We start from the raw sequence: 22,676 nt of genomic DNA on the forward strand, positions 1-22,676 counted from the left end.
CGCGGCGTCGACCACGACGTCATCCGCCCTCGAACACGACATGGGTGCCGTTATCAGCCCGATAACGGCACCCATGTCGTGTTCGGCCCAGCGCAGACCAATCTCAGGACGTCGACGACTCCGGCTGGTTGGCCCACCAGGCCAGGAGGTCCGCGCGCGCCGTCTCCTCGTCGACGGGGCCGCGGTCCAGGCGCAGCTCGAGCAGGTGCTTGTACGCCTTCCCCACCACCGGTCCCGGCCGGATCCCGAGGATCGCCATGATCTGCTGGCCGTCGAGGTCCGGGCGGACGGCGTCGAGCTCCTCCTTCTCCTGGAGGTCCGCGATGCGGCGCTCGAGGTCGTCGTACGACTCGCGCAGCCGCTGCGCCTTGCGCCGGTTCCGCGTCGTGCAGTCGGCGCGCGTGAGGCGGTGCAGCCGCTCCAGCAACGGACCGGCGTCGGTCACGTACCGGCGCACCGCGGAGTCGGTCCAGGCGCCGTCGCCGTAGCCGTGGAACCGCAGGTGCAGCTCGACGAGCCGCGCGACGTCCTTGACGACCTGCTTGTCGTACCGCAGCGCCTTGAGGCGCTTGGCGACCATCTTGGCGCCCACGACCTCGTGGTGGTGGAAGCTCACGCCGCCCCCCGACTCGAAGCGCCGCGTCGGCGGCTTGCCGACGTCGTGCAGCAGCGCGGCCAGCCGGAGCACGAGGTCGGGTGCCGGGACCGCGCCGTCGGGCCCGGTCTCCTGCGCGATCGCCTGGTCGAGGACCGTGAGCGAGTGCTCGTACACGTCCTTGTGCCGGTGGTGCTCGTCGATCTCGAGCTTGAGCGCGGGGAGCTCGGGCAGCACGTGGTCCGCGAGGCCCGTGTCCACGAGCACCTCGAGCCCGCGACGCGGGGACGCCGCGCACAGCAGCTTCGACAGCTCGTCCCGCACGCGCTCGGCGGACACGATCTCGATGCGCTCGGTCATGAGGACGAGCGCGGCGAGCGTCCCGCCGTCGACGTCGAACCCCAGCTGGGCCGCGAACCGCGCGGCGCGCATCATGCGCAGCGGGTCGTCGTCGAACGACCGCTCGGGGGCGATCGGCGTGCGCAGCACGCGGCGTGCGAGGTCGTCGAGGCCGTCGAACGGGTCGACGAACGTCATCTCCGGGACGCGCACCGCCATCGCGTTCACGGTGAAGTCCCGGCGCGACAGGTCGCCCTCGAGCGTGTCGCCGAACGCGACGACGGGCTTGCGCGACGTCGGGTCGTACTCGTCGGTGCGGTACGTCGTCACCTCGACGACGAGGTCGTCCCCGGGCCCTCCACGGCCGAAGCGCTTCGCGCCGATCGTCCCGAACTCCTTGCCGATGTCCCAGTGCGCGTCGCCCCAGCGCGCGAGGAGCGCCTCGGTCTCGTCGGGCGACGCGGACGTGGCGAAGTCGAGGTCGTTGCTCGCCCGCCCGAGGAACGCGTCGCGGACGGGCCCGCCCACGAGCGCGAGCTCGTGACCGGCGGCACGGAACGCCTCGCCGAGCTCGATCGCCGCGGGTGCCATCTCGGTGAGCACGGCGAGGGCGCGGCGCTGGAGCTCGAGCGACTGCGGCGTCGGCTGCGATGTCGGCTGGGGCGCCGGCTGGGGCGACGAAGGCTGGGGCACGACACCCAAGCCTGCCAGATGCGACGCCCGCACCGGGGAGCCGGTCCCGGGGAGCCGACGTCCACTCGGTAAAGTTGGGACATGTCCACCCCTGCGCACGCCGACGAGCCCCGGAGGGATCCGGCGGGCGGGCGTGACAGCGGTCGCGGGCAGCCCCTCCCGGTCCCCGCGCCGCCCGGCGGGCACGCCCTGCGCATCGACCCGCGCTCGCGCACGGCCCCCGCGCCGCCGCCGCTGCCCGTGGTCGACGAGGTCTCGGCCGGCGGGCTCGTCGTCACGGTCGCGGGCGGCGACCTCTGTGCGGCGATCATCGCCCGGCGCAACCGGGGAGGACGCCTCGAGTGGTGCCTGCCCAAGGGCCATCTCGAGGGCGACGAGACGCCGGAGCAGGCCGCGGTCCGCGAGATCGCGGAGGAGACGGGCATCCAGGGGGCGGTGCAGGAGCCGCTGGGTGTCATCGACTACTGGTTCACCGGCGACGACCGCCGCGTGCACAAGGTCGTCCACCACTTCCTGCTGCGCGCGACGGGCGGCTACCTCACGGTCGAGGGCGACCCGGACGGGGAGGCCGAGGACGTCGCGTGGATCCCCGTGGCGGACCTGCCCGACCGGCTCGCCTACCCCAACGAGCGCCGGATCGCCGCCGTCGCGCAGAGCGTCCTCGAGGGCAGGCCGGCGCGGTTCCACGGGGTGGTCGAGAGTAGGGTGACCCGGACGATCGTCCGCTCGCCCGGCCGTCCGCACGACGGCCGTGGCGGCCCGGCACCGCCCGCCCCACGGAGCTCGACCGACCACTCATGACGCCCTCCCCCAGCAGCGGCGCGCGCCCCGGCGGCGCCGCGTCGGCTCCGCTCCTCGGCAGGTCCGCTCACCTCCTCGTCACCCTGGTCGCCCTGCTGGTCCTGACCGTCGGCGTCGTCCTCGGCGGTGCCGGCGCGGCGTTCGGCGTGACGGCGAGCACGACGACGCGCACCTCGACGAGCGCCTCGACGAGCACCTCGACGAGCACTGCGGCCGAGACCGAGGACGCGGTGACGCTCGAGGTCTCGTCGCTCCAGCCGACCGTCCTCGGCCCGGGCGACACGCTCACCGTGACCGCGCGCGTGACCAACGGGACCGCGGAGACGCTCGGGTCGCCCGTGGTGGCGCTCGGCATCGACCGGCGGGTGCTGAGCACCCGGTCGGCGCTCGAGAGCTGGACGACGATCGGGCTCGACGGTCGCGTCGGGGTCCGCGTCACCGGCGAGGACCTCGGGGCCCTCGCTCCGGGTGCGACGGCGGAGACGACGCTCACCGTCCCCGTCGCGGAGCTCGACCTGCACGCGGGCAGCGACTGGGGCCCGCGCGGCATCTCCCTCACGGTGTCCGACGGCGGCGCACGCCAGGCCGTCCAACGCACCTTCGTCCTCTGGGAGCCGTCGGGCGAGGTGACCCCGCTGCGCCTGAGCGTGGTCGCCGCCCTGACCGGCCCGCCGGTGGACCCCGACCCCCAGGCGTACGACGACGCGCTCTCGGCCGCGGTGGCGACGGACGGTCGCCTCGGGCGCCTGCTGGCGGCGACCGGTAGCGCGCCGGAGGTCGCGTGGGTCGCCGACCCGGCCCTGCTCGCCGCGGCGACGGGAGCCGGCGACCCGGCCGTGAACGCCTGGGCCGACGCCGTGAGCGCCGCCGCCGCCGGCCGGTCGGCGTTCGCGCTGCGCGCCTACGACCCGGACGTCGCGGCATTCGCGCACGCCGGTCTCGCACTGCCGGAGGGCACCCCGCTACCGGCCGCGACCGAACCGACGACCGAGGACCCGACGACCGACGACGAGACCCTCGGCGAGGCGACGGACGGCGAGGCGACGGACGGCGACGCGACGGAGGACGACGCGGCTGCCACGGACGAGACGCCCGACGCCGCTGCCGACCCGACGGCGTCGTGGCGGACCGACCTCGCCTGGCCGGGCGACGCCGTCCCCGACCTGGCCACGACGACGCTCGCCGCGGCGTCGGGCGCGACCGCGACCGTCGTCGGTCCCGGCGGGCTCGTCCCGGACGAGTCGCTGACCTACACGCCGTCCGGCGTCGCCGAGATCGCGACGACCGCCGGGCCCGTGAAGGCGCTCGTCGCGGACGCGGTGCTGACCGCCCTCCTGTCGGCCGGCGACGGCTCGGGTGTCACGGCGACACAGCGGATCCTCGCCGAGACGGCCGTGATCGCCCGCGAACGCCCTGCGGAGCAGCGCCACGTCGTCATCGCCCTGCCCCGGAGCTGGGAGGCGGAGCCGACGCTCTTCACGGCACGGCTCGACGCTCTCCGCGCGGCTCCCTGGGTCGACCTGGCCCCGGTGGACGACCTCCTGGCGTCCGCGCCGCCCGCCGTCGAGCGGACGACGCTGCCGGACGACGTCGTGGGCGAGGGCGAGATCACCGTCGCCCAGCTCCGTGCTCTCGACCGGTCGCGCGCGGACCTCGCCGCCTTCGCGACCGTCGCCACCGATCCCGCGACGATCACGCGCCCGCTCGAGCCCGGTTTCGTCACCCCGACCGCCGTCGCGTTCCGCGCCGCGCAGCCCTCGCGCGTGCTCGCCGTCCAGCACGCCGAGCAACGGTCCGCCGCCGTCCGGGGCACCCTCTCCGTGGAGACGCGCGCTCCGTTCCTCTTCGTGGCCGAGCAGGAGGACCTCCCCGTCCGGGTGCGCAGCACCCTCGAGCAGGAGGCGACGGTCGAGGTCGTGCTCCGGCCGGACGACCCGCGGCTGCGCGCACCGGAGCGCCGGACCGTGACGATCCCGGCCGCCACCCGGGACGCCGACGGCGACCTGGTCGCGGCCGAGACGAGCGTCGGCGTGCCCGTCGAGGGGTTCGGGAGCGGGAACGTCACGGTGGAGGTGGAGCTCGTCAGCGCGGCGCAGCCCCAGGTCCGCGTCGCGGAGCCGCAGGAGTTCGTCGTGCGCGTGCGCGCCGACTGGGAGTCGGTGGGCACCGTGGTCGTGGCGGTGCTCCTGGTCCTCGCGCTGGTGGCGGGGATCTGGCGCACGGTGCGCCGCGGCCGCTCGCCCCGCCGTCTGGCGGGCGCCACGGTGGACCAGCCGGCGCCGCCCGCGCAGGACCAGACGCCGTCGGCGCAGCCCGCCCGGCGGGACGAGGAGCGCGTCGAGTGAGCCCCGACCAGCCGCGGCACGTCCGGCCCCCGGGCGCCGGGCACGGCACGCGTCCCGGCACGACGCGCGACGTCGTCCCGTCCGGGGCGCTCCCGGGCGACCCGGCGGCGTCGGGCACCCCGGACGAGACCGCCGAGGCCGGGGCCACGGAGGCGCCCGCCCGCCGCGCGGGCGGCCTCGGCCGCTCGTCCGCGCTCATGGCGTCGGGCACGTTCGTCTCGCGCGGCCTCGGGCTCGTCCGCAACGTCCTCCTCGTGGCCGCGATCGGGACCACGGGCCTGGTCGCGGACGCGTTCGACGTCGCGAACAAGATCCCCAACGTCCTCTTCGCGATCCTCGCGGGCGGCGTCCTCAACGCCGTCCTCGTGCCGCAGATCGTCCGCGCCTATCGTGCGCGCAACACCCAGGAGCGGCTCGACAAGCTGCTCACGCTCTCCGGCGTCGTGCTGGTCGCGCTCTCGGCGCTGCTCACGGCGGGGTCGAGCATCCTCGTCGCGCTCTACACCGGGCCGGGGTGGACGGCACCGCAGACGTCGCTCGCCGTCGCCTTCGCCTTCTGGTGCACGCCACAGCTCTTCTTCTACGGGCTGTACACGCTCCTCGGGCAGGTGCTCAACGCGCGGGGCCAGTTCGGACCCTTCATGTGGGCACCGGTGCTCAACAACGTCGTGTCGATCGTCGGGTTCGCGGCGTTCATCGCGATCTACGGCCCCGCGGCCACGGGGAACGTCGACGACCTCACGCAGTGGGACGGGCCCAAGATCGCGCTGCTGGCCGGCACCGCGACGCTCGGGGTCGCCACGCAGGCGCTCATCCTCGTCGTCCCGCTGTGGCGGGCCGGCTTCCGCTGGCACCTCCGGTTCGGCCTGCACGGCATCGGCCTGCGGTCCGCGGGCCAGGTGGCGCTGTGGACGTTCGCGGCCGTCCTCCTCGAGCAGGTCGGGGTCCTGTTCACCACACGCTTCGCGAGCGAGGCGCCCCGCGCGGCGCTCGCGCAGACGTTCGGGCCCTACCGCGACGACCCCGGGACGCTCGGTGCGGTCACCGGGCTGATCACGGGCGCGCCCGACGCGTTCTCGGGAGCCCTCGCCGTGGCGGGCAACGCCGCCTACACGCAGGCGCTCATGATCTACCTGCTGCCCCACTCGCTCGTGACGGTGTCGATCGCGACGGCGCTCTTCACGGGCATGAGCGCCGCGGCGCACGCGGGCGACCTTGCGCGCGTCCGGCACGACCTCTCGCGCGGCGTGCGCACCGTCGGGGTCTTCACCGTCTTCGCGACCGTCGTGCTGGTCGTCCTCGCCCTGCCGATCACCAAGCTGCTCGTCCCCTCCGTCGACGCCGCGTCCGGCGAGGCCGTCTCCGAGGTGCTGCGCGCCATGGCGCTCGGGCTCGTCCCCCTGGGCGGCATGGTGCTCATGAAGTGGGTCTACTACGCGTTCGAGGACGGCCGGACCGTCTTCTGGATCCAGGTGCCGGGCACGCTCGTGCTCGTCGGCATGTCCTGGCTCGCGACGCAGGTGCTGGCACCCCAGCTCTGGGTCGTGGGCATCGGCCTCGCGATGAGCGTGTCCAACCTCGTGGCCGTCGCGCTGCGGACCGTCGGGCTACGACGCACGCTCCGCGGGCTCGACGGCGCCCGGATCCTGCGCCTGCACGTCAAGGCCGGGATCGCCGCGCTCGTCAGCGGCGTCGCGGGCTGGGGCGTGCTGCGGGGTTTCGTCGTCCTCACCGGCGACGGCCCGGACGGCATCTACGGGCTCTCGTGGTGGCAGGCCGTCGTCGTGGTGTCCGTCGCCGGGGCCGTGATGACGGCCGTCTACGCGGGCGGGCTCAAGCTCATGCGCGTGCGCGAGCTCGACCAGCTCGCCGGTCCGGTCGTGGGACGCGTCCGACGGCTCGTGCGACGGTGAGCGGCGCGCGGCCGCCGGGCCGCAATCGGGTGATACGCGGGCAATCAGGGCCCGCGTACCATGGTGTGTCGACCACGAGTCCCACGGAGGAGGTCCGGTGAACGGCGTGGCCCCAGGAACACTGCTCGTCGCGCGCTACCGGCTCGACGAGCAGCTCACGTCCGACCTGTCGGACGTCACCGCATGGTCGGCGCACGACCAGATCCTCGACCGTCCCGTCCGGATCTCGCTGGTCTCCGGTCCGCACGTCGCCGACGCCCTCGACTCCGCGCGGCGCGCCGCGCTCGTCGTCGACCCACGCCTGACGCGCGTCCTCGACGTCGGGACGGAGGACGGCGTCGCGTACGTCGTGACCGAGCGGTACACGGGCATCACGCTGAGCGAGGTCGTCGCGGGCGGCATCGTCGACCCGCAGCAGGCACGCGCGATCGTCGGCGAGGCCGCGGCCGCGCTCGAGGTCGCCCGGCGGCGGGGGGTCCACCACCTCGCGCTCCGGCCCGACGCGCTCCGCGTCGACGGCAGCCGGGTCCTCGTCACGGGCCTCGGGCTCGACGCCGGCGTCGCGGGCCACGACCAGCACGACGCCGACCTGACGTCGCGCACGGACGCCGTCGGGCTCGTCGCGCTCCTCTACTACGCGATGACGGCGCGCTGGGCCGGGCCGTCCCTGGACGTCCCGTGGATCGCCCCCGACGCCATCCACCCCCTTCCCGCGCAGCGCGCGGGCGACGGGGTCCTCCCGCTCTCCGCCGTCCGCCCGGACGTCCCCGCGGAGCTGGACACGCTCTGCGCCGAGGCTTTCGCGGGCACCCACGGCACGGTCGAGGAGTGGACGGCTCCGCCCGCGGGCGACGCGCCCCGCTCCCCCGCCGACGTCGTCGGCGCGGTCGAGCCCTGGGGCGAGGTCTCGGTCGTCGCGGCACTGCCGTCGTTCGTGCAGCCCGCGACAGCTGGCGTGAGCCGCCAGTCCGTCCGCACGGCGTTCGACGGTGCGACGAGCGCGCCTCCGGGGACGCCGCCGCCCGCACCACCGGTCCGACGCCCGACGACGGGACGCATCCACCGCGTGGGGGACGTGCCGGGCTCCGCCGGTCCGGGCGTCGCGTACGCCGCCGGGGTCGCCACGGGCGCCACGGCAGCGGTCCCGCCGCCTGCGCCGGACCCGGCGACCGCGGCCTACGCGGTGCCCCCGCCCCCCGTGGGCTACGACACCGGGACCGCGCCCGTCCAGTACGCGGCCGCACCGCCGCCCGTGCCCCCGACCACCGAGGCGCCGCAGGCCTGGAGCGAGCCCGCGCCACGCCGGCGCGGACCGCGCCGGTTCAACGCCACCCCGATCGTCCTCGTCCTCGTCCTGGGCCTCGTCGTGTGGGGCGTCGTGTGGGCGGTGAACACCGCGTTCGACGGGTTCGGACCCGCGCTCCAGACGAGCGAGGAACCGACGGGCGAGGGGTCGGAGGCTCCGTCCGAGGGCGGAGAGGGCACCGCGGACGGCGAGCAGGCCGCTCCGCCGACGGAGGTCCGGCCCGTGATCGCGTCGGGCCAGGCCCTGGACCCCGAGGGCGACGCCTCGGGCAACAACGACGGCGAGCACCCCGAGCTCGCGCCGCTCGCCTACGACCAGCAGCCCGACACGACCTGGATCTCGCGACGTTACAACGCCGCGGACTTCGCCGGCCTGCGCTCCGGGATCGGGTTCGCGGTCACGCTCGAGCAGAAGGCGCCGGTCTCGACGGTCGTGCTCGACACGGCCGTCACCGGTGGCAACGTCGAGATCCGCGCGACCAGCCCGGACGCGCCCACCGAGGGCACCGTCCTCGCCTCCGGGCCGCTCGCTCCCGGCGCGGAGTTCACCTTCGACCAGCCGGTCGAGGCGGAGTCGATCGTGCTGTGGTTCACCGAGCTGCCGCAGAACCCGGCCGGCGAGTTCCGCGCGGAGATCAACGAGATCCTCGTCTCCTGACGCTCCCCGGGCCAGGCGACGCCCGACCGGGTCCGGCCTGACCGTCGCCGACCCGCGGGTGCGTGGACGGCACGCGCGCCGTGCGCCGGGGCCCCGTAGCGTGGTGAACACCCGTACCGTGGAACAGAAGCCGCCTCGGCGGCGTTCACACTCTCGCGTGGTCGGCCGCCACGCACCGAGCATCGAGGAGAGCACGTGACCGAGCAGTCTGCCGTCCAGAACCTGATCGTCGTCGGGTCCGGTCCCGCGGGGTACACCGCGGCGATCTACGCGGCGCGCGCGGGGCTGGCCCCGCTCGTGCTCGCGGGCTCCGTGACCGCCGGCGGTGCGCTCATGAACACGACGGACGTCGAGAACTTCCCCGGCTTCCCCGACGGGATCATGGGCCCGGACCTCATGGAGAACATGCGCAAGCAGGCCGAGCGGTTCGGCGCGCGCATCGAGTGGGACGACGCCACGCTGCTCGACCTCGAGGGGCCGGTCAAGACCGTCGTGACGGGCAACGGCGAGACCTACCGCGCCCGCGCGGTCATCCTCGCGACCGGGTCCGCCTACCGCGAGCTCGGCCTGGACGACGAGAAGCGCCTGTCCGGGCGCGGGGTGTCCTGGTGCGCGACGTGCGACGGGTTCTTCTTCCGTGACCAGCACATCGCCGTCGTCGGCGGCGGCGACTCCGCGATGGAGGAGGCGACGTTCCTCACCCGGTTCGCCGAGAAGGTCACCCTCGTCCACCGCCGCGACGAGCTGCGCGCGTCGAAGATCATGGCCGACCGCGCGCTCAACGACCCCAAGATCGACTTCGCCTGGAACAGCGAGGTCGCCGGCATCGGCGGCGAGAACAAGGTCGAGGCGCTCACGCTGCGCGACACCGTGACGGGCGAGGAGCGCGAGCTGCCCGCGACCGGCCTGTTCGTCGCGATCGGTCACGAGCCCCGCACCGAGCTCGTCAAGGGTCAGATCGACCTGGACGACGAGGGCTACATCCAGGTCGTCGGGCGCACCACCGCGACCAACCTCGAGGGCGTGTTCGCGTGCGGCGACGCCGTCGACCACACCTACCGCCAGGCCATCACCGCGGCCGGCTCGGGGTGCGCCGCCGCGCTCGACGCGCAGCGCTACCTCACCGAGCTCGCCGACGCCGCCGGCCTGGCGGACCTCGCCGGTACGCCGAGCACGCCGAACCCGGACGAGCTGCCCGAGGCGCTCGCCGAGCTCCAGGCCTGAACCAGCGTCCCTCACTCCCACCGAGTCCTACTGCAGGAGGTCAACCATGCCGACCGTTCCGGTCACCGACGACACCTTCCGTGCCGAGGTCCTCGAGTCCGAGGTCCCCGTCCTCGTCGACTTCTGGGCGACGTGGTGCGGCCCGTGCCGCCAGGTCGCGCCGATCCTCGAAGAGCTCGCCGAGGAGTACGACGGCAAGATCAAGATCGCCAAGCTCGACACGGACGCGAACCCCGAGACGACCGGCGCCTACGGCATCGTCTCCATCCCCACGCTGAACGTCTACGTGGGCGGCGAGCTCCAGAAGTCGATCATCGGGGCGCGCCCCAAGCGGGCGCTCACCGAGGAGATCGACGCCGTGCTCGCCACGAGCGTCTGACCCGCGCCACCACCACGCCGCCGGAGGGCGGACCGCGAGCACCGCGGTCCGCCCTCCGGCGTCTTCACGGGATCCCCCGATGCCCCGTGCGACACTGGGGGTCGTGACTGGACCGACGACTCCCCCGCAGCAGCCCGCTCCCAGCGGCACCCGCCTCGACCCGTGGTTCGGTGCCTACGCAGAGCGAGCGCACGGGATGCGAGCGTCGGAGATCCGAGCGCTGTTCGCCGTGGCGAACCGACCCGAGGTCGTCTCGCTCGCCGGCGGCATGCCGTACCTCGAAGGACTCCCCCTCGACCAGATCGCCGACACGATGCAGCGCCTCGTCGCGACGCGTGGTGCCACGGTCCTCCAGTACGGCTCCGGGCAGGGTGACGAGACGCTGCGCGAGCGGATCCTCGACGTCGTCCGGCTCGAGGGGATCGAGTGCCACCCCGACGACGTCGTCGTCACGACGGGGTCGCAGCAGGCGCTCGACCTCGTGACGAGAATCTTCGTCGACCCCGGCGACGTCGTCGTGGCCGAGGCGCCGAGCTACGTCGGGGCGCTCGGCGTGTTTCGCTCGTATCAGGCGGACGTCGTGCACGTGCCCCTCGACGAGCACGGCCTCGTCCCTGAGGCGCTCGAGGAGACGCTTGCCCGCCTCGCCGCGGACGGTCGCCGCGTCAAGCTGCTCTACACCGTGCCGAACTTCCACAACCCCGCCGGGGTCACCCTCACCGCGGAGCGCCGACCGCGCATCCTGGAGATCGCGCAGCGCTACGGCGTTCTCGTCATCGAGGACAACCCCTACGGCCTCCTCGGCTTCGACGGACAGACACTCCCTGCGCTGCGCTCGCTCGACGAGGACGGCGTCCTGTACCTCGGGTCGTTCTCCAAGACCTTCGCGCCGGGATACCGCGTGGGCTGGGTCGTGGCGCCTCACGCCGTCCGCGAGAAGCTCGTCCTCGCGAGCGAGTCGGCGATCCTCTGCCCCTCGAACGCCTCGCAGCTCGCCATCGCCGCGTACCTCGACACGTGCGACTGGAAGGGTCAGATCAAGCAGTTCCGCGAGCTCTACCGGGAGCGCCGGGACGCCATGATCGGCGCGCTCTCCGAGCACCTCCCCTCGGCCAGCTGGACCGTGCCCGACGGCGGCTTCTACACGTGGGTCCAGCTCCCGGAGGGCCTCGACGCACGGTCGATGCTTCCGCGCGCCGTCACGGCACGCGTGGCCTACGTGCCGGGTACCGCCTTCTACGCCGACGGCACCGGCTCGAGCCACGTTCGCCTGTCCTACTGCTTCCCGACCCCCGAGCGGATCCGAGAGGGAGTCCGACGCCTCGCCGGGGTCGTCAACGCCGAGCAGGAGCTCGTCGAGATCTTCGGGACCAACGCCGAGCTCGACCCGGACCTCACGGACGTCGAGAACCCCTCGCCCAACCTGGCCTGAAGCACCTCACCACGACGCCGAGCCGGCCCTCACCGGGCGACGCCGGCACCGAACAGGAGTCCGTCAACAGTGGACACGACCACGGGTACCCCGGCGGCCACGGGTGAGGCTGCCACCGCAGCCCAGACCGACGCGCAGCGCCCTGACCAGCACCTTCACCTTCTCCGGCCCGACGACGCCGTCCCCCCGGGCGGGCACGTCACGATCCTCGCCGGCGGCCTCTCCCACGAGCGCGAGGTCTCCTTGCGGTCCGGGCGCCGCGTCGCCGAGAGCCTGCGTGCCGCCGGTCTCGAGGTGACGATCCACGACGTCGACGCCGACCTCCTCCCGTTCCTCGCCGCGACGCGCCCCGACGTCGTGTGGCCGCTCCTGCACGGCGCGAGCGGCGAGGACGGCTCGATCCGCGACGTGCTCGAGCTGGTCGGGGTTCCCTACGTGGGCACCGGGCCGCGGGAGAGTCGTGCAGCCTGGAGCAAGCCCGTCGCGAAGAGCGTGGTGCTCGGAGCCGGCCTGTGCTCACCCGAGTACGTGACCCTGCCGCAGAGCCTGTTCCGGGAGCTCGGCGCCCAGCCCGTCCTGGACGCCGTCGTCGCGCGCCTCGGTCTCCCCCTCGTCGTCAAGCCGACCCATGGCGGATCGGCACTTGGCGTGACCCTCGTCGAGCGTGCCGACCAGCTCCCCCGAGCCATGGTCGACTGCTTCGCGTACGGCGACGTCGCCCTGATCGAGCGCGCCGTGCGCGGCGTGGAGCTCGCGGTCAGCGTCGTCGACCTCGGCCACGGTCCTGAGGCGCTGCCGCCTGTCGAGATCGTCACCGCCGGTCCGTACGACTTCGACGCGCGATACAACCCCGGACGAACCGAGTACTTCGCTCCCGCCCGCCTGGACGGCGACGTGCTCGGCATCGTCCGCGAGGTCGCCGTCCGCGCTCACGTCGCGCTCGGCCTGCGCGACCTGTCACGTACCGACGTGATCCTCGACCAGGACGGCGTCGTGCAGTTCCTCGAGGTCAACGTCGCACCCGGCATGACCGAGACGTCGCTCCTCCCGCAGGCGGCACGTGCCGCTGGGCTCGACCTCGGTCACCTCTACCGATCACTCGTCAACGCCCACGTGCGACATTGAGCGGCTACGGTGGGAGTTCCATGCTGCCGGTCGCCGTTTCACGTGAAACGTCGAGTTGACGAAGGCTCGACGGGTCGGCGGTCCTCGCTCCCTCGCCGCGGTTCCTGATCTCCGTCGTTTCGTACTGCCGTGTCGTGGTCCCGCTTGCCTGGTACGCCTCGCTGGGTCTTGCTCGCTCGTCGTGCTCGGCTGGTGCTGCCCGCCTCGTACTGCCCGCCTGGTGCTGCCTGCTCGGTGCTGGCTTTCTCGCCGTCATCGCCTGGTCTCGGTCACGGCTCTTGATCACTGGCATTGATCGATCGGCCTTTCTTGCCTGGTGGTGCTCGTCGGTCGTCTACTTCGGTCGTTCGGGTCTCTGCGGGGCTACGCCGTCTCCGGAGCGTCGTGAAGGACTTGGCTCCCGGCTGGTCCTCGCCGCGGACATCCGGAGACACGCCTTCCACGACGCATGGTCGATCCCGCCCCACGTCACGCTCCTCGGGCCGACGGTGCTCGACCCGGCCGACAGGATCGTCCCCGCCGACGCCCACACACGTCGTGGTCACGACAGCTCACCGTCCGGTCAACCGGGCCGCGGGTCCATCGCCCTCACGGTCGGGCGCACGCTCCTGACCTCAGGCCTCATCGATCCTTGCCGACGCCCTCTCCCCTGATCCCGTACTGCACACCAGGCGACCTCGGTCCGTGGAGAGGAAGAAGGGACACGCATCGCGTCGGTCCAGAAGCCCTGGGGTGCGGTCATCGGTCGCGCGATCGACCGCGGACGTTCGAGGGTCAGCGTGGCTCGAGCAGACGATCCGGACGCTGCGCCGCATCTCATCCGCGGAACCTCGGTGAACATGCCGACCACATGACGACGCACCACCGCCTCGGCCCGAAGCCCCAGGGTTCCAGGGACATGACCCGTTCTTCCGGTGCCGACGCCACCCGGCGGCCCGATGCCACTCTGTCCCGTGCTGTGGCGCGAGCGTCCCGTGCCGTGGCGCGAGCCGATTCGCCGAGAGGACTTCCTCATCAGGCGCCCCCACCGTCCCGGATGAACACCACTCATCCGTCCGCCGCGCCGCGTCGTGCTGCGGATCGCTCGTCCGGGGCCAACTCGTCTGCCAGATTCCACACGAACGTCACCGCAGAGGTTGCTCACCCGTCACGCGCTTCCACGGTTCGATGAGCTCCCTGTGGTCGAAGCGGGACGGCGCACGGCGCGACAGTGCGCCGCACGGGACCGGGTTGGTTCGATCGGATCGGGCATGGGCTCGAACTCAGGCGCTCGTTAGGACACGAGGTCCGGCTTGGGCTCGGACACCCGGCTCAGGCCCGGACGCGGCCTCCCTCGGACTGGGGCTTAGATAGGGGAGGGTGACGTGACTTCAGGCCTGGTTTCGCTCTCGGGCGGTAGTTCGGTCGAGGCACTAGTTCAGACGCGGCTCAGTTTTCAGGCGCAGCACTAGTCCAGACGCGGCCCAGTTTGGGGGCGCAGGCTCAGGTTCAGACACCGGCCCGATGGCAGACCCCGGCTTAAGCTCCGGCACTAGTGCGTGCTCTGGCGCTCTCTCGGGCACTTGTACGGACGTGGACCAGAGCTTGGGGGCCGTGTGGCGGCTGCCGTCGGTCGCGGCCCTGAGCGCTGATGCCGTTAGCGATGAGCACGGACCGAGCGGGGCCCGCGCGCCGAAGTCCCCGCCCCGTAGAGACCGGGCGCCAGCGCTTGCGTGTACCCCTCCCCCCGCAGAGAGCCAGGGAACCCGAGTGCGTCGGAAGGCCCCGTGCCGCGGGACGCCTCGTCATCGGTCAGCGGGCACCGCCGGACTGTTTCACGTGAAACGGCCCCTCCGCGCGCGGCTCTCCGCCACGTAGTTCCACGTGAAACAGCGGACGGGTTTGTGGTCTCCGACACCGTGCTCTCCGCCGCCCGGAGTTCACACTGTCCTGACATCTGGCGAACGGCGCGCCATCACGGATACAGCCTGACTCAGCGACGCGAGACCGTCACGTGTTGTCCAGATCGTCACGTGATGTCGAGATCGTCATGCGGTATCGAGATCGTCATGCGGTATCGAGATCGTCATGCGGTATCGAGATCGTCATGCGCCGCGAGACCGTCACCGGATGCGCGGCCCTCCGCGAAGTACCCAGCGCGGAATCAACTACGGTGCGGGTCGCGCGACGTACTCCGGCTCGAATCATGCCGTGAGGCCCACGCGCCGTTTCGAGCTTCTGCGGCCTCCCTCCTCACTCCGTGGGTGACGACGACTCCGCGAGTGCGTTGCCCCTGGAGTCCTCGCCGGCGCACAGGCCCCGTCCAGCGGTAGGAGCGCGTTTCACGTGAAACGTTGCGGGGGGCGGCCTCGCCATCATGTGCCCGCAGACCGAGCGGTAGGTCGCGTGGAGCGCAGGGCTGGCTGAAAGCGATGACCCACCGGCACGAACGGCGTCGGTACGTGCCCGGGGCGTCGGGCCGGCCCAGGCAATGTCGGTTTCGAGCACACGCGAGCGGGACGCGGCGGCCGCCCCCAGTCGCCGCTTCACGTGGAAGACTTCGTCGGCCGCACCGCTCGCGCTCGAAGGAAGAAGTGCACACCCTCCCCCGGCGAGAGCGGCGAACATGCGACCGGGACTGCCGCGGGTGCGGGCGAGCACCTCACGACAGTCCCGGTATCGGCTTCGGCCGTGCGCTGCGCTAAGAGCGCCCGACTGGGATCGCTACTTGCGGAGAAGGCCCGGGTCGTCGGGCGCCATCACGTCGAGGATCCTGTTCAGGTCCTCGACCGAGGCGAACTCGACGGTCAAGCGCCCCTTTTTCTTGCCGAGGTCGACCTTCACGCGCGTCTCGAAGCGGTCGGAGAGGCGATGAGCGAGCTCGTCGATCGCAGCGGAGCGCTGACCCGCGCGCGGCGCGCGCGGCGCACGCCTTTCGCCGTCCAGACCGCCCATCGCGACGATCTCCTCGGTTGCACGGACCGAGAGCCCCTCAGCCACGATCCTCTGGGCGAGGCGCTCGATCTCCGCACCGTCGGTGAGACCCAGGAGCGCGCGCGCATGACCAGCGGAGAGAACGCCCGCCGCGACCCGCCGCTGGACCAGGGGTGGGAGTCGCAGAAGCCTCAAAGTGTTGGAGATCTGCGGTCGACTCCGAGAGATGCGTTCAGCGAGCTCCTCGTGCGTGCATCCGAAGTCGTCGAGGAGCTGGCGGTACGCTGCCGCCTCCTCCAAGGGATTGAGGGCGCTCCGGTGCAGGTTCTCGAGCAGTGCGTCGCGCAGCAGGTCAGCGTCATCTGTCTCGCGGATGATCGCGGGAATCACGTCGAGTCCGGCGGCCTGCGTCGCGCGCCACCTCCGCTCCCCCATGATCAGCTCGAAGGAACCGTCCTCCCCGGGGACGGGTCGAACGACGATGGGTTGAAGAACGCCGATCTCACGGATCGAACCGACGAGCTCGTCGAGATCCCCCTCGTCGAAGACCGTGCGTGGCTGGCGTGGATTCGGACGGATGGACGCGGTCGGCACCTCGGCGAATCGTGCGCCGGGGACCGGTACGAGGTCCTCAGCCGCGCTCCCCATCCACTCCTCGGTGCTGGGGGTGGGCTCGCCGCGGGGATCCGCCCGAGGCGACTTCGCGATCCCCTCGCCCGGCGTGTCCACGCCATCCGTCGTGGCGCTCGTCGTTTCACGTGAAACGACGCTCGCGGCATCGTCACGGATCGAAGGCGCACCCTCGGTGCTCTGCTCGGTCCCCTCCGCGCTGTCGTGCTCCCTGGGCCGCGCCGGCTCGTCGTCACTCCGGCCGAGCGCACCATCGTCTCCCGCGCTCACGGCTTCCAGCTCGGCGAGGTCATGAGCCGAGAGCGATGTCAGAGAGTCCAGGTCCGCAGGACCTGAGCCGGCCTCCGCGACAAGGGTGACGACAGGAGTGCCCTGCGTCCCGCTCTCGGCCGACCCCTTCCCGCCCCCGTCACCTGCGGAAGCGCCCTCGTTCAGCGCGTCGGTCGCGGGCTCCTCAGTCGTCGGGCTCGGAAAGAAGACGTCTACCGGTCGCTTCCCCTCTGAGCTGGTCGGAATGAGAGCCCCGAGCCCCCGGCCGAGCCCTCGACGCTTCTCGCTCATCGCAGTTCCTCCTGCCGCAGGCCGGGACCACCGATGGTGCCGGCAAACTCATGTTCGGTTCGGACCGCCTCGGGCACAGGGGCAGTCTCGGGATCGTCGCCGTGCTCGAGAGCCGCATCCTGCCCTGCGGGCGCACCCAGCTCGCGATCGGCAGGCCTGTTCGCTCCGCGGTGCGTCAGCTCACGTGCTGCCTCGAGATACGCGAGCGCACCCGTCGAGCCCGGATCGTAGGTCATCACCGTCTGCCCGTGGCTCGGGGCCTCTGAGATGCGCACCGAGCGCGGCACGGTCGTCCGCAAGGTCTGGTCAGGGAAGTGCTCGCGCACCTCTGCCGCCACCTGCTGCGCGAGATTGGTTCGCCCGTCGTACATCGTCAGCAGGATCGTCGAGACGTGTAGGCCGGGGTTGAGGTGCGACTTGATGAGCTCGATCGTCTTCAGGAGCTGGCTCAGTCCCTCGAGCGCGTAGTACTCGCACTGGATCGGGATGAGCACCTCCCGACCGACGACGAACGCGTTGACGGTGAGAAGGCCCAGGCTGGGCGGGCAGTCGACCAGGACATAGTCGATAAGTTCCAGGCCCTCACGCTCTCGCGCTGCCAGGTACTCGTCCAGAGCGCGGCGGAGCCGTGTTTCACGTGAAACGAGGGAGACCAGTTCGATCTCCGCGCCCGAGAGGTCGATGGTCGCCGGAACACACCACAGTGTCGGGATGTCAGGGCACTGCTGAACCGCGCTGGCGAGCGGATCGCCGTCGACCAGGACCTCGTAGACCGACGGGGTCCCGGCGCGGTGCTCGACGCCGAGCGCGGTCGATGCGTTGCCCTGAGGATCGTTGTCGATCACGAGCACGTTGAGACCTGCCAGGGCGAGACCGGCAGCGAGATTCACTGTCGTCGTGGTCTTCCCCACGCCGCCCTTCTGGTTCGCCACCGTGATGATGCGCGTCGACGCCGGACGTGGGAAGCGGCGGCCTTGGAGGTCGATGCGGCGCCTGGCGTCCTCGGCGAGCTGAGCGGCGAGCGGTGTCGACTCGTCCGTGACCGGCAGGCTCGCCATCAGGGCTGCTCTCCGGTCGTCCTCACTCCCGGAGTTCCGAGCCCCTCCCCCGTCCCGGGAGAGCGACGTCGCCGACCGATCCTGAGGTCCTCCAGGGTCGACAGGGCTTTCCGTCACGCGTCTCATCCTCTCCGTCGTCGCGTCCCAGCATGCGCCGTCCAGCCCACCCATCGGTGGATGTCGAGCGCTCGTCGCCCCCGTGTCGTCACACAGCGGTGCCGACGTCGAGGGTTGGGTTCAGCGTGCCCCAGTCTGCCGCACGATGCGCACCACAGTGGTGGTCTCCACACCGGGGATCGTCGGCGCGTCAACGATCTCGGGTTCGCCCCCCTTGAGCCGTCGCAGCACCTTGCGGGCGGGCTCCACCTCGCGCGCCACGTTGCGCCCCTTCAGCACGATCATCTCGCCGCCCGGTCGAACGAGCGGCAGCGAGAGCCGGACCAGCTTGTCCAGGGCGGCCACGGCGCGAGACGTCACCGCGTCGCACTCGAACGCGCCGTGGTACTCCTCCGCACGGCCCCGCTTCACCTCGATGTTCGTGAGGTTCAGATCCGTGGCGATCTCCGACAACCACGCGCAGCGCCGCTCCATCGGCTCGACCAGGTACACGGAGGCCCCTGGCCGCATCGCTGCGATCACGACCCCGGGGAGCCCCGCGCCGGATCCGATGTCTGCGATGAGCCCTGTCTCCGGAAGGAACGGGACGACCGCGGCAGAGTTCAGGATGTGCCGGTCCCAGATGCGAGGAACCTCGCGGGGACCGATCAGTCCCCGCAGCTCGCCTTCCTCGCGCAGGCGGTCCGCAAACCGTTCGATGGTCGGGTACGCCGCACCGAAGTACTCGGTCAGCGCCTCCCGGGAGATCTCCGGCTCCGCGTTGCCGTCTACCAGGTCGCGCATCGGCTCCTCTGCTTCCTCGTCAATGGGCACGCCACATCGTTTCACGTGAAACGCCCGACGGCGTGCCCGACCACCACGTGATCCGCGTCGTCCCGTGCGACTCCCAGGCACCCGAGCCACATCAGTGCTCCCCCCGCTCCCGCGTCAGCTCGAGCGCGAGCCGAAGGCCACCCGTTGAAGGAGCACAGGAGTGACGCCGGGCCGGACGCAAGACCGCCAGCGACCGGTACCGGCTCCTGCGACGGCCGAAGAAACCGTTCGCCCCCCGTTTCACGTGAAACGGGGGGCGAACGGCATCCGACACCAAGCAGTGAAGCAGTGTCAGTCAGCGGGGTAGATCACCACGTAGCGCTGAGGCTCGACACCCTCGGAGTCGCTCCGGAGGCCGGCGGCAGCCACCGCGTCGTGGATCACCTTGCGCTCGAAGGCGTTCAGCGGTTCCAGCGAGACCTTCGCCCCACCGGACTGAACACGAGAGATCGCCTCCTCAGCCTGAGCGGTGAGCTCACGACGTCGAGCGGCGCGGAAACCGGCCACGTCCAGCATCAGTCGACTCCGCTCCCCCGTCCGCGCCTGGACAGCGAGGCGGGTCAGCTCCTGGAGCGCGTCGAGAACGTCGCCGTCCTCACCGACGAGGGAACGCAGCGCGGCGGGATCGTCGGCGACGATCTCGACGGCCGCGCGGTCGTGCTCGACGTCGATGTCGATGTCACCGTCGAGGTCGGCGATGTCGAGCAGCTCCTCGAGGTAGTCCGCTGCGATCTCACCCTCCTCCTCCAGGCTGGTGGTCTCGCGCGTCGACTCCTCGGTGGCGGCGTCTTCAGGTGCTGGGGTCTCGGTAGGCGTCATGACGGTGCTCCTCACGGCGGGGGCGCGCACGCGCGCGGGTCTACTTCTGCTTCTTCTTCTTGGGCGCGGGCTTGGACGCCCCGGTGGCCGGAGAGCCCTTCGCGCCGTCGTTCGTCCCAGATCCGTCTGCCGCCTTGGGGGCGTCCTCGACGGGAGCGTCCTCGACCGGAACGTCGTCGACGTTGGGTGTGGTCGTCCCGACCGGACGGGGCGCAGCCTTCTGTCGGTCCTTACGCTTCGGCTGCTGACGCTGCCCGCGCGGCTGCTCGATCACCGGCGTGGCGTCCTCGACGACCCCCTTCGCCGCGCGCTTGCGCGCCTGGCGCTCCTTGAGGAGTCGCTCCGCCTCGGAGCCCGGCGCCGGCATACGACGGATCGTGTAGAACTGCTGACCCATGGACCAGAGGTTCGTCGTCGTCCAGTACACGAGCACACCGACCGGGAAGTTGACACCCGAGACGGCGAAGATGAACGGGAAGACGTAGAGCATCATCTTCTGCGTCGACGCCATCGGGCCCTCGAGGGCGGCCTTCGGCATGTTCTTCATCGTGAGCTGGCGCTGCGTGAAGAAGGTGGTGGCGCACATCGCGACGATGAGCACGGCGATGACGATCTTGGTCTGCAGGTCGTCTGTACGCAGGAACACGTCGGACAGCTGCGCTCCGAACACCGACGAGCTCTCGATGTCGCTCGCGACCGCCGAGTTGATCGGACCGATCGGGTCGTCCGTGCCGTTGGAGATGGGCACGAGGCCGTTGAGCACGCGGAAGAGCGCGAAGAAGATCGGGGACTGCAACAGGATCGGCATGCACGACGCGAAGGGGTTCGTCCCGTGCTTGCGGTACAGGTCCATCGTCTCGCGGCTCATGGCCTCGCGGGACGCCGGGTCCGTCTTGCCCTTGTACTTCTTCTGGATCGCCTGCATCTCCGGTTGCAGCATCTGCATGCCGCGCGATGCCTTGATCTGCTTGAAGAACAGCGGGATCAGCAGGATGCGGATGATGATGACGAGCCCGACGATCGACAGGACCCACGCCGGGCCGGGGCCGTCGGAGAACCCGAGGAACACCAGACCCTGGTGGCACAGGTACATGATCCACGCCACGACCCACTCGATCGGGGCGAGGAACGCGAAGAAGTCCATCGGTGACTGCTCCCTCAACTTCAGACAAAGCTTGTGAATCGCCCGATGTCGGGCTGCGGACTAGTGCGTGTGTCGTGCCGGCGGAACGTCGTCGACCCCACCGAGGCTCCAGGGGTTGCAGCGCAGCAGCCGCCAGAGGGCGAGGCCCGTTCCGCGCAGGGCGCCGTGACGACGCACCGCCGTGAGGGCGTACTGGGAGCAGGACGGGTAGTACTTGCACGTGGGCCCGGTCATCGGGGAGATCACCGACTGGTAGGCCCGGATCATGCCGATGAGGGTGAGCGCCGGGACGCGACGCAGCACGGCGACGACGCGACGCACGAAGCCGGGAGCTCCGCGGTCGGCGGCGTCCTCAGGGGACGTCGCGCCGGGAGCGTCGACCGGGTGGGTGGTCGTCATCGATCCACGCCCGCACGCTCGTGGAGGCGCCGTACGGCGCGATCGAGGCCGCGGTCGAGGTCGGCGCTCAAGTCGCCGAACGTCGCCGCGGCGGAGGCGGGAAGCGCCCGGACGACAGCACGCCCGTGGTCGGGCAGCACGTCGAGGCGCGCCGCAGTGGCGGCGCGCAGCCGACGCTTCACGAGGTTGCGGTGCACCGCGTTCCCCACCGCCTTGGAGACGACGAAGCCGACCTGTGGTCGCGCATCACCCTCGAGATCCTCGGAGAGGTGCACGACCACGGTCGACCTACCCGCACGCACGCCACGGCGCACCGCCCGCTCGAAATCGACGGAACGGCGCAGTCGGTGCGCCGCGGGGAGCACGTGGGATCAGGCAGAGAGCTCGGTGCGGCCCTTGCGACGGCGGGCAGCCAGGATGGCGCGGCCGGCACGGGTCCGCATGCGCAGCCGGAAGCCGTGGGTCTTCGCCCGGCGCCGGTTGTTCGGCTGGAAGGTCCGCTTGCTCACGAGGTACTCCAAGAACGTCGGGGAGGTACACCGTCTATGTCCTCGACGATGCAGTGACAGGTCCCGGTTGGAGCCTGTCGGTGGTTCAGGTCGTGCACCGCGCGGTCACCCGCCCGGTCGCCGTCCAGGCACGCGGATCGAGTGGGCCATTGCTGGGGGCACCGGATCTTTGCAGGCAGCTCAGGACGCGAGGCCTCGTGTCGAGTCTCCTCCACGCGGGCGCGCCAAGAACACCTGGAACGGCTGTCTGACGTTACGCTGCGCGACCCCTCCGGGTCAAACCAGGAGAGGTGAGAGGCGCCGCGCCGCGAGTGCCGCGCCGACGCGGTCCCAACGACACCCCTCGGGGCTGAGAGCATCCTCACCCTACAACCCACAGCCTGTGGACAACTATGTGGACGAGGGGTTCCCATGGCACGATCGACCCCAGCATCACCACACCCGTGACCTTCTTTCGTCGGCGCACCCCGCCCGGCCCGTCAGCGCGCGCTCGACGGTCGGCTCCGCGTGCCGGCGCACACCCTCGACCTGTGAGGAACTGCCCGTGGCCAACCCGGACGAGAACATCGCCGACGTCTGGGCGCAGACCCTGAGCATCCTCGAGGCGAGCCCGGACATCACACCGCGGCAGATCGCCTTCATCCGGCTGGCCAAGCCGCTCGCGATCCTCGACGACACGGTGTTCATCGCGGTGCCGCACGAGCAGACCCGCACCTACCTCGAGACCCGGGTGCGCGACGAGCTGGTGACGGCGATGTCCTCGTGCCTCGGACGCGACGTCCGCTTCGGCATCACGGTCGACCCGGAGCTCAGCTCGGACCCCGTCGTCGCCCCAGCCTCCCGCCCGGCCGTGGAACGCCCGTACATCGAACCGGACGACGGTCTTCCCGACCTCCCTCCCCCT

17 protein-coding genes and 1 pseudogene are annotated in these 22,676 nt (G+C 71.6%); 9 read left to right on the forward strand and 9 right to left on the reverse strand.

Annotated elements, in window-relative coordinates:
* Positions 1–103 precede the first annotated feature (103 nt).
* On the reverse strand, positions 104–1,627 hold the full coding sequence (locus tag A0J59_RS01425) for a CCA tRNA nucleotidyltransferase (RefSeq protein WP_082140822.1): 1,524 nt from the start codon (positions 1,625–1,627) through the stop codon (positions 104–106).
* A gap of 81 nt (positions 1,628–1,708) precedes the next feature.
* Between A0J59_RS01425 and A0J59_RS01430 the strand changes: the two genes are divergently transcribed.
* From A0J59_RS01430 to A0J59_RS01465, 8 genes are all read left to right on the forward strand, one after another.
* Positions 1,709–2,428 (forward strand): NUDIX hydrolase, encoded by a 720-nt coding sequence (locus A0J59_RS01430; protein ID WP_082140821.1) that lies wholly within the window; start codon positions 1,709–1,711, stop codon positions 2,426–2,428.
* Positions 2,425–4,773, forward strand: a complete 2,349-nt coding sequence (locus A0J59_RS01435) for a DUF6049 family protein (RefSeq protein WP_047230905.1) — start codon at positions 2,425–2,427, stop codon at positions 4,771–4,773. The genes A0J59_RS01430 and A0J59_RS01435 overlap by 4 nt, the downstream gene beginning before the upstream one ends.
* A complete protein-coding gene (murJ, locus tag A0J59_RS01440) occupies positions 4,770–6,686 on the forward strand; it encodes a murein biosynthesis integral membrane protein MurJ (protein ID WP_255364866.1) in 1,917 nt (638 codons plus the stop codon). The genes A0J59_RS01435 and murJ overlap by 4 nt, the downstream gene beginning before the upstream one ends.
* Before the next feature lie 97 nt (positions 6,687–6,783).
* Positions 6,784–8,649, forward strand: a complete 1,866-nt coding sequence (locus A0J59_RS01445; protein WP_064314992.1) for a protein kinase family protein — start codon at positions 6,784–6,786, stop codon at positions 8,647–8,649.
* A gap of 195 nt (positions 8,650–8,844) precedes the next feature.
* Positions 8,845–9,873 carry a thioredoxin-disulfide reductase gene (trxB, locus tag A0J59_RS01450; protein ID WP_064314993.1) on the forward strand — a complete coding sequence of 343 codons (1,029 nt, stop codon included), beginning with the start codon at positions 8,845–8,847 and terminating at the stop codon, positions 9,871–9,873.
* Between the two features lie 46 nt (positions 9,874–9,919).
* On the forward strand, positions 9,920–10,252 hold the full coding sequence (gene trxA, locus A0J59_RS01455; protein WP_047230902.1) for a thioredoxin: 333 nt from the start codon (positions 9,920–9,922) through the stop codon (positions 10,250–10,252).
* Between the two features lie 79 nt (positions 10,253–10,331).
* Positions 10,332–11,684, forward strand: coding sequence for a PLP-dependent aminotransferase family protein (locus A0J59_RS01460; protein ID WP_082918641.1), 1,353 nt, complete (start codon positions 10,332–10,334; stop codon positions 11,682–11,684).
* Between the two features lie 204 nt (positions 11,685–11,888).
* Positions 11,889–12,809 (forward strand): D-alanine--D-alanine ligase, encoded by a 921-nt coding sequence (locus tag A0J59_RS01465; protein ID WP_047231208.1) that lies wholly within the window; start codon positions 11,889–11,891, stop codon positions 12,807–12,809.
* A 2,703-nt stretch (positions 12,810–15,512) separates the two neighbouring features.
* On the opposite strand, the gene A0J59_RS01470 is transcribed toward A0J59_RS01465, so the two are convergent.
* The 8 genes from A0J59_RS01470 to rpmH form a co-directional block, all read right to left on the reverse strand.
* Entirely contained in the window at positions 15,513–16,913 is a 1,401-nt protein-coding gene (locus A0J59_RS01470; RefSeq protein WP_064314995.1) for a ParB/RepB/Spo0J family partition protein, read from the reverse strand.
* On the reverse strand, positions 16,910–17,971 hold the full coding sequence (locus A0J59_RS01475; protein ID WP_156532730.1) for a ParA family protein: 1,062 nt from the start codon (positions 17,969–17,971) through the stop codon (positions 16,910–16,912). The genes A0J59_RS01470 and A0J59_RS01475 overlap by 4 nt, the downstream gene beginning before the upstream one ends.
* 237 nt (positions 17,972–18,208) lie before the next feature.
* A complete protein-coding gene (gene rsmG, locus A0J59_RS01480; RefSeq protein ID WP_255364867.1) occupies positions 18,209–18,901 on the reverse strand; it encodes a 16S rRNA (guanine(527)-N(7))-methyltransferase RsmG in 693 nt (230 codons plus the stop codon).
* A 291-nt stretch (positions 18,902–19,192) separates the two neighbouring features.
* Positions 19,193–19,720 (reverse strand): R3H domain-containing nucleic acid-binding protein, encoded by a 528-nt coding sequence (locus tag A0J59_RS01485; protein ID WP_047230899.1) that lies wholly within the window; start codon positions 19,718–19,720, stop codon positions 19,193–19,195.
* 40 nt (positions 19,721–19,760) lie between these two features.
* Positions 19,761–20,864, reverse strand: a complete 1,104-nt coding sequence (gene yidC, locus A0J59_RS01490) for a membrane protein insertase YidC (RefSeq protein ID WP_047230898.1) — start codon at positions 20,862–20,864, stop codon at positions 19,761–19,763.
* Between the two features lie 60 nt (positions 20,865–20,924).
* Complete coding sequence (gene yidD / locus A0J59_RS22595; RefSeq protein WP_082379762.1) at positions 20,925–21,263, reverse strand: membrane protein insertion efficiency factor YidD; 339 nt, start codon at positions 21,261–21,263, stop codon at positions 20,925–20,927.
* Positions 21,260–21,628: a ribonuclease P protein component gene (gene rnpA / locus A0J59_RS01500; protein ID WP_064314996.1), complete on the reverse strand. Its 369-nt coding sequence runs from the start codon at positions 21,626–21,628 to the stop codon at positions 21,260–21,262. Before rnpA ends, yidD begins: the two co-directional genes overlap by 4 nt.
* 6 nt (positions 21,629–21,634) lie before the next feature.
* The gene (gene rpmH / locus A0J59_RS01505) at positions 21,635–21,772 is read right to left on the reverse strand and encodes a 50S ribosomal protein L34 (RefSeq protein WP_034225701.1); all 138 of its coding nucleotides are present in this window, start codon (positions 21,770–21,772) and stop codon (positions 21,635–21,637) included.
* Positions 21,773–22,166: 394 nt separating this feature from the next.
* Here rpmH and A0J59_RS22190 point away from each other — a divergent pair.
* A pseudogene (locus tag A0J59_RS22190) lies at positions 22,167–22,676 on the forward strand (hypothetical protein); the annotation flags it as partial.

This window comes from Cellulosimicrobium sp. I38E (genome assembly GCF_001647255.1).
Classification (GTDB): domain Bacteria; phylum Actinomycetota; class Actinomycetes; order Actinomycetales; family Cellulomonadaceae; genus Cellulosimicrobium; species Cellulosimicrobium cellulans_E.

What these genes read in the sequence shown, in the direction of transcription:
- A0J59_RS01430 (WP_082140821.1), top strand. Translation starts at nt 1,709, where the DNA reads ATGTCCACCCCTGCGCACGCCGACGAGCCCCGGAGGGATCCGGCGGGC.
- A0J59_RS01435 (WP_047230905.1), top strand. Translation starts at nt 2,425, where the DNA reads ATGACGCCCTCCCCCAGCAGCGGCGCGCGCCCCGGCGGCGCCGCGTCG.
- trxA (WP_047230902.1), top strand. Translation starts at nt 9,920, where the DNA reads ATGCCGACCGTTCCGGTCACCGACGACACCTTCCGTGCCGAGGTCCTC.
- A0J59_RS01460 (WP_082918641.1), top strand. Translation starts at nt 10,332, where the DNA reads ATGCCCCGTGCGACACTGGGGGTCGTGACTGGACCGACGACTCCCCCG.
- A0J59_RS01470 (WP_064314995.1), bottom strand. Translation starts at nt 16,913, where the DNA reads ATGAGCGAGAAGCGTCGAGGGCTCGGCCGGGGGCTCGGGGCTCTCATT.
- A0J59_RS01475 (WP_156532730.1), bottom strand. Translation starts at nt 17,971, where the DNA reads ATGGCGAGCCTGCCGGTCACGGACGAGTCGACACCGCTCGCCGCTCAG.
- A0J59_RS01485 (WP_047230899.1), bottom strand. Translation starts at nt 19,720, where the DNA reads ATGACGCCTACCGAGACCCCAGCACCTGAAGACGCCGCCACCGAGGAG.
- yidC (WP_047230898.1), bottom strand. Translation starts at nt 20,864, where the DNA reads ATGGACTTCTTCGCGTTCCTCGCCCCGATCGAGTGGGTCGTGGCGTGG.
- yidD (WP_082379762.1), bottom strand. Translation starts at nt 21,263, where the DNA reads ATGACGACCACCCACCCGGTCGACGCTCCCGGCGCGACGTCCCCTGAG.